At 31.5% G+C, this 10,827-nt stretch carries 5 protein-coding genes; all 5 read left to right on the forward strand.

All coding sequences use genetic code 11. The features are described from left to right. The 5 genes from BLR54_RS01085 to BLR54_RS01105 all read left to right on the forward strand — a co-directional run bounded on the left by BLR54_RS01085 (position 1) and on the right by BLR54_RS01105 (position 10,815). On the forward strand, positions 1 to 1,740 hold the full coding sequence (locus BLR54_RS01085) for an AIPR family protein (RefSeq protein WP_090416377.1): 1,740 nt from the start codon (positions 1 to 3) through the stop codon (positions 1,738 to 1,740). Between the two features lie 189 nt (positions 1,741 to 1,929). After that, complete coding sequence (locus BLR54_RS01090; protein WP_090416378.1) at positions 1,930 to 3,885, forward strand: DEAD/DEAH box helicase; 1,956 nt, start codon at positions 1,930 to 1,932, stop codon at positions 3,883 to 3,885. A 10-nt stretch (positions 3,886 to 3,895) separates the two neighbouring features. Next, positions 3,896 to 7,306, forward strand: coding sequence for a helicase-related protein (locus BLR54_RS01095; RefSeq protein WP_176761821.1), 3,411 nt, complete (start codon positions 3,896 to 3,898; stop codon positions 7,304 to 7,306). A 16-nt stretch (positions 7,307 to 7,322) separates the two neighbouring features. Beyond that, positions 7,323 to 9,221 (forward strand): hypothetical protein, encoded by a 1,899-nt coding sequence (locus tag BLR54_RS01100; protein ID WP_090416380.1) that lies wholly within the window; start codon positions 7,323 to 7,325, stop codon positions 9,219 to 9,221. Between the two features lies 1 nt (position 9,222). Continuing rightward, on the forward strand, positions 9,223 to 10,815 hold the full coding sequence (locus tag BLR54_RS01105; RefSeq protein WP_090416381.1) for a nuclease-related domain-containing DEAD/DEAH box helicase: 1,593 nt from the start codon (positions 9,223 to 9,225) through the stop codon (positions 10,813 to 10,815). Positions 10,816 to 10,827: the final 12 nt, after the last annotated feature.

Below are 10,827 nucleotides of genomic sequence, written 5' to 3' on the forward strand. Positions count from 1 at the left end.
ATGGAGGAGAAATATACATTTCTTAAGGAATTTTATGGAAGAAAAGAATTAGAGGAAGCATATGGTGATAATGCTTTATTATTATACGCGTTGCAATTGAAATTTGATATCGAAGATATTGATTCGATCGCCGCAGATGCGTTGACTGATGGAGCTGATGATAAGAAATGTGATTTAATCTTTGTAGATCGAGAATTAGGTGTTGCAATCGTTGCGCAAGCATATAATAGAACTAATCCTAAAGATACAGATTTAGCAAAAGAGAATAAAGCCAGTGATTTAAATACAGCTGCAGCTTGGGTTTTTTCTGATGATACTTCAGAGGTACCTAATACTATAAAAGATGCAGTACTTGATTTACAAGATGCGATAAAAGAGCAAGCTATATCATCTGTTTGTTTTTGGTATGTTCATAATTTGGATGAAAATAATAATCCTAAGATTGCTATCGAGATGGCTAAAATACAAGAACAAGTTCAAGCAGCTGTTGATAGCAAATATTCTGAGCAAGAACTTAAAATTAATACTCTTGAAGTAGGGTTAAATACAATCCAAAAATGGTTTGATAATTCTACAAGAAGAATATCTGTTGAAAAAGATTATATTGTTGAATGTTATAAAGGATTTGAGTTAAGTGCTGAATCTTGGAGAGCATATGTTACTGCTGTTTCAGGAAAATGGCTCCGTAATTTATATTTAGAAAATAAAGACGACTTATTTTCTGGAAATCCTAGAAATTATTTAGGAAATGCCAAGAGAAAGCATAATATTAATAGTGGCATTATGGATTCTGTTCAAGATGAGCCTGAGAATTTTTGGGCATATAATAATGGTGTTACAGCCTTGGTTAATGATTTCTATTATGATAATGATAAAGATGAGTTATCAATCAAGGGGATAACTATTATTAACGGAGCACAGACTACAGGAGCTATTAGTGCCCCAGAAAATCTAGAAAACGATTTTTATATTCCATGCAGATTTATTGTTTGTAGTAAGAAATCTATCATAGAGTCGATAATTAATAATAACAACAAACAAAATGAAATATTACCATCAGATTTAAGAAGTAATGATAAACAACAAGAACGATTACGCAATGAGTTTAAAAAATATCCAGCATTATTCTACAATGGTGGAAGAAGAGATGATACCATTGTAAAAAATAAAGTTGTTTTCGAACCATATTTAGTGGCTCAGACGATTCTTACTTTTCATGGAGACAGTGTAACTGGTTATAATGGTAGAAAACGTATTTGGGATGAAGATAAATTGTATTCACAGGTATTTGTAGACCAATTATCAGTTGAACATATTATTTTTGTATATTCTTTGTCAAAAGCAATCGATGAGTATAAAAATAATTTGCGAAAAAAGAAAGAATCTCGTAATGATACAGAACAGCAACAAATGGAGTTTTTATCAAAACGCGGTTCTAAGATGTTGCTAATTGCAACTATCTCAGAGTGTATAGAAGATATTATGGATGTTAAAATTAGCGATAAGTGGAAACTACAGTTTAAGGATAATAGTGATTTTGAAAAGCTTATTCAATTGTGGACTTCAGTTATAAGCTCAATAATTTCATTTAATAGTAATCTGGAACCTGCATTAGAAGGGGGATTGAAAAATAAGGAACTAGTTAATTCACAAATTAAAGTTGTTAAAAGTATTGTGGCTTCAGTTAAGGGATATCTGAATACACAGTTACAAAGTGTAATTGACGAAATTCAAAAGTGATTATATAAGGATAAGTAGGAAAGCACACGAGATGATAATTTCGTGTGCTTTATTTATTTTATAAAATTATCATAGATATTTGATATAAATATATTCATCATAGTTAGAATTATTGGAAAACAGATATACGATTGTTAATCGGTGAATGTTATAATTATACTATTAAAGGGGTTGTGAGGGGGTATACAATTGAGCATAACGCTTTGGCCACGTGAATATGAAAAGAAATCTCATATTATTCCAGAAGAAAAGGCATTATTAAGAATTGCTACTAAAAATTTTAAAGAAGGACATTTTGTTGTAGGAATAGATCCGCTTGGTATGTGTACCAATGAAAATCATATGGGATTATATATTTCGCCAGAAGAGGGGTTAATTACATTTTCTATTTATACAGGTGATTTTATTGAGAAGATGATCGACAGCTACATCATGATGGTAAAGATGTATGAAGATAAAATCTACAATAGATTACTTGATTCTAAAGTATTAATTTCTAGAGTAGGAGAATCAAAAATCCTAAAATTTCCATATAAGCATATTATGGTGTTTTCTAATGAAGATAGATTGAAAATGGAATGTTCCATAGAAAATAGGAAATTAATTTCGGAATATGCAACAGCAAGAAATTTTACTCCTATAGATAACACCGATTCAAAACTTAAACTAAAAGATTTACATCTATTTAGGGATATTAGAAAGCCATATGATGCAAATTTTATTGATTTGTCAGAAGTAGAAAATGCCGCAATATTTGAAAGACTTGCACCTGAGTATGCCGTAGTAATACCAGAAAAAGAACATATAACAATCTCAGATGGTAGAAAAACTGGTGTTTCTGATGAGGACTTACTAATTACTGGAAATGAAAGTGAGTTCAAAACATTTTTCTTGGATGATGACCAAGTTAACATAGTTAATGATATGGGAAAAGGACACAGAGTACTATTAGCTAATCCCGGTGCAGGTAAAAGTGTACTTTTATTATCTAAAGCTTTTAAATACGCAAGTATGTATAAGGATTCAAAAGTATTGTTGACATGTTTTAATAATAATTTGGCTGATTCTTATGTTTTCAAGTACAGTTGCGCTAACTTTGGGGACAATAGAAATTTATATATATTGACATTGCATAAATTAGTTAAAAAATTATTTAATGATTGCTTAGGTAGAGGTATTGAAGGTAATATTGCAACACCAGAGGAGATAGATGAATGTATAAGGCTGGTAAAAAATGGAAATATTAAACAACGTTTTAAAGCAATTTTTATAGATGAAGTTCAAATATTTGAACCTAAGTATTTGGAGTTATGCTATGCATTATTGGAATCACCAGTAGAAGATAGTCTTTTTTTGATGGCTGGAGATTTGAATCAAACAGTACGCTCTCAAAGTAGACGCGGAGATGCTCCTTGGAAAAAGATTGAGGGAGTTAATTTAGATTTTAAGGGGAGAGTACGTTACGTTAAAAAAAATTATCGCAATACAAAAGAGATAGGCGAATATTTAAATGCTATGCTCAAATACATGAATCAAAAAATGGAAAATTTAGGAATAATGATTCCATCGGAATATGATTATGATTCATTTGAAGTAAACGATAGGCCATCAATTGCGTTAAAAGTAAAAACTGGTGTGACTAGAAATAACATAGTAGATGAGGTGCTAAAATCACTTTTTGAAATTGTTAATAGCTATGACGTAGCGTATTCGGATATTGCGATCATATTTCCGTACAGACAGATGAAAAATCTTAAGTACTATTTTATGTATTGGCTCGAAAGAGAATTTAACCAAATGGGTATACCGTACTGTACTATCATTTCTTCTGAAGGAGATAAGTATAGAAGATATAGTCAAACTAGCGGTGTGGTATTAACTACAATAGATTCATCTCTTGGATTAGATTTTAAAGCAGTAATAGTAGCGGGATTATATCCGTATAATTTTGTTTATTCTGAGTCTGGAGCAAAATCTCAAGTAAAGTCGTGGGAGCAAGTTGAAAAGTTTGGACCAGAAATGAAAGAACGGTTTATGCTCGAAGTTAGAAAAACATATACAGCTGCATCTCGCGCTAGAGAAATTTTATATGTTATAAGTGACGTCGATGAAGGTACACCTTTAAATGATGTTATACAGGAATAGGGGGACAATAATGGCTAATAATTATAATCTTTTAGCGGAATATATAGTTGAAAAATATATAGCTGACATATCAGGTACAAATCTTGGTGAGCGATTTGTTGGAGCTGAGCCAGAAAAAACTGTTATGGTAGGTATGTTAGCTGAAGGAAGAATGGAAAAATCTTTTGATGGAACATATTCTGAAAATCCTGAACGTAGATTTGAAAGTGTTCCATCAATTTCTCTTCATTTTAAGATTAAAAATGATACAAATGGAAAAATAAGAATAGTGCCAAAGGGATTACTATTCTATACAGTTCTGCCTAAATATGAAGAGATAAGAGAATACATATTAAAGCGTTTTTCTGAAGAGGACAATTGTAAATACGAGAGTATTGAGGAATTAACGGATCTATATGCAGATAAAAAGATTGAATTGCCAAAAGTATATAAAAAAATTGATTTAGAGAAGATTTTTGGTAAAGGAATTGAAGTTGAACTGAACGCTCTTGCGTTAGGAAAAAGTGATTTTGATGAGGATATTGCAGCAATACTTTCTACAAGTCTAAGTGAACAAGTATATTCTGAGATTGCTATTGTAAATGAAATGCAAATATCTATTTTTGATTTACTAACTAAGGATGCATTTAACAAGAAATGTTCTAAAAAAAATGAACAGGTTATTCCAGATTGGAAGATAGGATTACAATCATATGTTAGTTTATCAAATGATGTATATGAAATATCGTTGCAACTGATTAATAATACTCGTTCAAATACCAGGGCTGATATAGGATATAGCCCAAGGATATTTAATGCCGGTATAGGGGTTTTTGCTGAAAATACAACATTTGAAGAAATAGAGATTGATTATTTCAAAAAAAGCTATAAAGATAGAGAACCTGTCTATGCCGTTGCAGAAAATTCTTCATCTAGATTTGACGCAACTGCGAATATGATAACTACAGAAAACGTTCCTATATACAGGCAAAAACGTTTGATTACAAATGAAACTTATAAAGACTATTGTTGCTTTGATAAGTTAATAGATGATCCTATTTCAAATTTATCATACTTACTTGAGAAAATGCGAAAGGATTATGATGGTAGAATTAACGAATATAATGCTAAAAAGCATTTATTAAGTGATATTGCTAATGATAAATATCTAAGAGATTTAGAAGACTACAAGATAGAAATCGATCGTTTTGAGGCTGGAATAAAACAGATCGAATTGAAGGATTATGTAAAAAAGGCCTTCAAATACATGAATATGACATTTAAACAGGAGATGCCTGTAGGAACTGAAAACAAAATCAAAGGGTGGAGATTATTCCAGTTAGTATTCATAGTTTCATTAATTCCTGAGATGATTAGAAGTGAATATCCTGATGATAGCTCGATTAAAGAAGCGGATAATGAGGTAAGTAACCTTCTTTATTTTCCAACAGGTGGTGGTAAAACAGAGGCATTTTTAGGTGCAACTGTTTTTGATATGTTTTTTGATAGGTTACGTGGTAAGGATGAGGGTATAACCGCTATTCTAAAATATCCATTAAGGTTGTTAGCTGTTCAACAGTTGGATCGTGTCCTCACTGTTGTAATGAAAGCCAATTATGTGAAAAATCAGTCTAAGGTGTTAAAGACAACTAATGATTTTAGTGTTGGATTTTTTGTTGGAAAAAACAATACTCCAAATAAGATCACTGCAACTGAGCAGCTAAGTGCTAGATCAGACAGTGCTTCAGTGCGCAAAAATTTAATTATTGATAGTGATGAAGAAACTTTAAATGAGTATTATCGTTTTATCGATACATGCCCTGTATGTGGGAAAAAACAAGTATCAGTAAAGTTTGATTTTGAAAAATGGACTTTAAATCATTTTTGCACAAATCCAGATTGTGAGATTGATACATTGCCTATTTTAATTGTTGATAATGATATTTATAGAATGTTACCTACGGTATTAGTTAGTACAGTCGATAAAATGGCAATGTCTGGTACAACAAATGAATTTAAGATGCTTTTTGGACAAATCAAGGGAAGATGTAGTAAGCATGGATTTACTTGTCAATCAAAATGCATATGCGGAGATAGTAGTTGTAGCGATAATGTAAATGCTATTATGCCATTAAAAGATCCGGTTCCAACCTTATTTATACAAGATGAGTTACATTTAGTTAAGGAAAGTCTTGGAACATTTGATGCTCACTATGAATCCTTTATCAAATATTATTGCAGTGACTTAATACCAGAAGCTCAAAGAAAACAAATTCGTTTTATTGGCGCTACTGCGACAATTTCTATGTATGAAGAGCATATAAAAAATTTATACCATAGTTCGGCTAGGAGATTTCCTTGTGAATATCCATCAGTTGAAAATGGAGTGAATTTTTACTCAAAGACAGATAAAGAAGATACAACAAGAATTATTCTAGGTTATGCTCCATATGGACGTTCTATGACAAATGGTGTATGGGAGTCTGTATATAAAATGCGTTGTATAACATACAATCTTAGAGCACAAATAGATGATACTTATGAAAAATTGTGTGATAGAGGTTTCATAGGTTCAAAGGAATTGCTTGATAATATGTTATATGAATATTGGATTGAACTTTTATATAACAATAGAAAACAAGATGCAATGGAGTTAGAGAACGCATTTAGAAACCAGGCTAATAACTTTTTGTTGGAGAAAAAAATACCACTATTTAATATTCAGCAAATGACAAGTGATGTTGATTTTCAGTCAGTTAGAAAGACATTATTTGATATTGAAGCAAATCATAAGAAATTGGATAGTACAAACTTGATTCTTGCAACAAGTACCATATCTCATGGTGTTGATGAAGACTCTTTTAATATTATGTATTTTTATGGAATGCCTAATGCCAATGCTGAATATATACAAGCGTATTCACGAACTGGTAGAAAATATACAGGTATAGTCATTGATATTATTAGATTGATGCGAGTGAGAGATCGTTCTTATTTAAAAAATTTTGTTGTATTTCATCAGAATAAGGATGATTTGGTTGAGTCTGTACCTATAAATAGATGGGCGAAGAATGCTATTTATAGTTCATTGCCAGGAATTCTGGCAGCATTGATATACCAATATTACACCATAAATACTGGAACAGATTCATTATATAAAACAATAAAGGTTCAAGAGTTGCTTGAGACAGGAAAGATTGATATAGATGATGCGATTAATAAGATAATTGGTATTTATGCTTGTAATGAACAGGAAAAATTGTCTATTTCATACGAGGAAACTATTAGGAAAGAGGTATCCCGTATTTTAAATGAGATAAAAAATGGTGTACATGCTCAAGATGAATTTTTATCTAGAGGAATAGGCAAGTATTCACATGGAAAATTAGAACCAATGTCTAGTCTAAGAGATACAGAAGAAACGATAGAGATTAGCATATAGAAGGGGGAATACCTTTATGAGAAGAAGTAAAAGCCAAGCGGTATACAAGTTTCTTCCGGGTGTATGGGTTTCGGAACGAGATGATAAAGGCAGAGCAGTGACTGCTCGTATAAATAATTGGAATTATTCAAAGATGGAAAACATTTATCATAGCTTTATAGAAAATGAAATAAAGCGTTTGATAAGGTTATTTGGAGAAAAAGGTGGCGATATATCATCATTTACTTTAGATGATAATGTTGAGGCATTTACGATTGTTGAACCAGCGTGTATCGAGAATGTTCCAGATATCTTAGGAGAATTATCGCCTCTTGTATTTTATTGTAGTAGTTGTGGAAGAACTTTTTCTAAAAGAAGTTCAAAAGAAGTTGATGATAGTACTTGGTTCTGCGCTAATTGTAAAAAACAAACAATTAAGCAATTGCAGATGATTTATGCTTGTGAATGTGGACATGCTGAGCCAATAAAAATACCTTACAGGAAAGACAAGCAAATGCTGTATCGTCCCAATAAGACTGCATTTAAAATGTTTTATGAAGATGGAAAAAATGAAGTTGCGACAGATTTTGGAATTCAATGTCCAAGATGTCAATCAAGACTTAATCCAGATAACGCTGAAGCTTCAAGAAATTATAAGCCTTTTACATTAAGCATTATTAATTTAATTGATAAAGATGCAGGAGATTTTTTTGAAAAAGGAATAGATGCACAAAAAACCGTTATCTCGAGATGGTTTGGACAGGTGTCTGATGCGGAGTATCAACAGCTTTTAGATAATATTGATTTAGCATTTAGTGATGGAATGAAGATGGACGCTCAAAGAAAAGAAGCTGAAGAGCAAGCTAAAGCACTAATTGCGATGAATATTATAAAGGAAGAGGATTTTGAAAAAACTGTTCAAACGGTATTAGGTAATAAGTCGACATCAATTAGTGTAGAAAAATATGCTGCAGCATGCGATGATATTTTTGCCAAAAGAAGGGCTGCTGATGCAGAGGAATACATTAGGTGGATTAATTATTATTCTTTTAAATTGATGCAGTATAATACCGTAAAGTATGCAAAGAAAATTGTCACGTTGCAAGATTCTATTGACCGTCAACTGGAAATGGATTTTATTGACGATCCAAATGATATTTTAGAAATGCAGAATAGATTAGGCATAAAAAATATGCAGGTTTCCTGCGATATGGAAATAATAACATGTACATATGGTTATACTCGTCGTGCTAGCGACCCTATAAATAGGACAAACAAAAATATTAGATTAAAATTAAATGCATATGATAAAGCTAAGGATGGAAATACAAATCTTGTATATGGTGCAAAATTAGAAACAGAAGGAGTTTTATTTGAAATTGACCAGGCAAAGATAGTCTTATGGTTGTTGGAAAATAATATCATTGATGAAGCCGTTATGCCTGATATTAATGATGATATAGCTGTAAAAAAATGGTTTGCAGATAATGTTAAGGCACATACAATCGGAATGTTTGGTGAGGTAGGGGCAGATTCGGTTACATCTGCTGTGTATGGCTTGTTGCATACAATGTCGCATGCTTTTATAAAAACTATTGGTGAGTTGAGTGGTTTATCTAGTAATTCATTAACAGAAATATTGTTTCTGGAGACATCTAGCATTTTTATTTATGCTCAAAGTAGTCAAGGTTTACCATTAGGTGCTATTTCGGGAATGGTTGAATCAAATTACGCTAATTTTTTAAAGCAAACATTTTCAGATAATAGAAATTGTATTTTTGATCCAATCTGTGCAGAAAGACAAGACACTGCATGTTCTGCTTGTGTTGTTATTCCAGAAGTATCTTGCGGATATTTTAATTCAAATTTAGGAAGAAAATATCTATATACAATAGATACAAATGAAAATAAATTAAAGGGTTTTTGGGAGAAGTAGTATGGCTATAATGCATCCAGATAATATAGCAATTTATGATGTGATAGATTCTGAAAAACAGGTTTATTATGCTTTAAAAACACAATTGCCTGATTCAGATTATGAAGTTTTTTATTCTGTTACTTGGCAGCGCAAGAAGAATGGTAAAATTGAAAAATCAGAAGCAGATTTTATCATTACATCTCCCAAATATGGCTTTTTGTGTTTAGAGGTAAAAGGTGGAACTGGAATAGAGATTGATGATAATTCAATTTGGCACATTAGTGACAATACAGGTGGAAGAGAATTAAGCGAATCACCTTATGAACAAGCAGAAAAGAGTATGTATTATTTTAAGGATATTTATGCAAATGCAAACCATTTAAAATATCCAGGTATTTTTGCTGCAGGTGCGATATTCCCATTTTACAATTTATCAGATGATATTATTTCTAAGATAAGTGACAGAAATAGAGAATGTACAATAATGTTTAGTGATATGAATAGTTTGGAAGAAAAGATAAAAAAAATGTTCAAACTATGGGGTGGTAATTCATATGGATACAAATTGTATACCAAGCAACATCATGAAGCATTATTAGACTTGATAAAAAAGAAAATTGCAATTTCTGCTGCTGCAGGAGCTTTGGTTGAAGTTAAAGAAAGAGAATTAAGTGCAATTAATAGAGTACAGGATAATTATATTTATTTATTGTCAAATATAAGGCAGTTTTATATCCGTGGTGGTGCTGGTACTGGTAAAACTTGGATTGCTATAAAATTGGCGAATTATGAAGCGAAGAAAGAGAGCAAGACTTTGTTCTTATGTGCTTCTAAACCTCTTTCTGATATGGTAAAAAAACATGTAACGTCGAGTGTAGACGTTTATGATATAGAGAGCCTCTTTTCCGAAATAAAAAATCCAAATTACAATTTGGTAAATCCGTTATTCGAAGGTATTTCAGATAATTTAAGAGAAGATTTACCGATTTATGATGCTGTATTTATAGATGAGGCGCAAGATTTTACTGAAGAATGGGCATATGTCATTAAAATGCTACTAAGTGACGAAAAGCAATCAAGGTTAGGAGTATTTTATGATGATGTCCAAATAATACGTGAAAACAGTTTTGGAGATGCATTTATGATAGATTTGCCTCCATTACTGTTAAATGAAAATATACGAAATACATCAAATATTTACAAATGGGCGTCGGAAACAACTAATCTAGGAAAGGATGTTATTACAAATCCGATCGAAGGTCCGATTCCAGTGAAAGAAAAAATAAGTGATAAACGGCATTTATCTCAACGATTAGAAAATTTATTTAAAGAGTATTTGTATGATGAAGCATTAAAAACATCTTCTTTAGTGATTTTGGTTGATTACATAGATGATTTCTTTGAGTATTTTGATGATGGAATTGCTAAATGGTTGTTTACACGAGATATTAACGATGATTCTGACAAAATTAGAGTCTCAACTCCTGAGGATTTCAAGGGCTTAGAATCAGATATGATTATATATATTCATTCTGAGGAGACCACAGATAATATTGATTATATTGCATATACAAGGGCTAAATATTATTTGCTTGAACTCATTATGAAATAGAAATGGGGCGCC

It is taken from the genome of Pseudobutyrivibrio sp. YE44, from assembly GCF_900104335.1.
Taxonomy (GTDB): domain Bacteria; phylum Bacillota; class Clostridia; order Lachnospirales; family Lachnospiraceae; genus Pseudobutyrivibrio.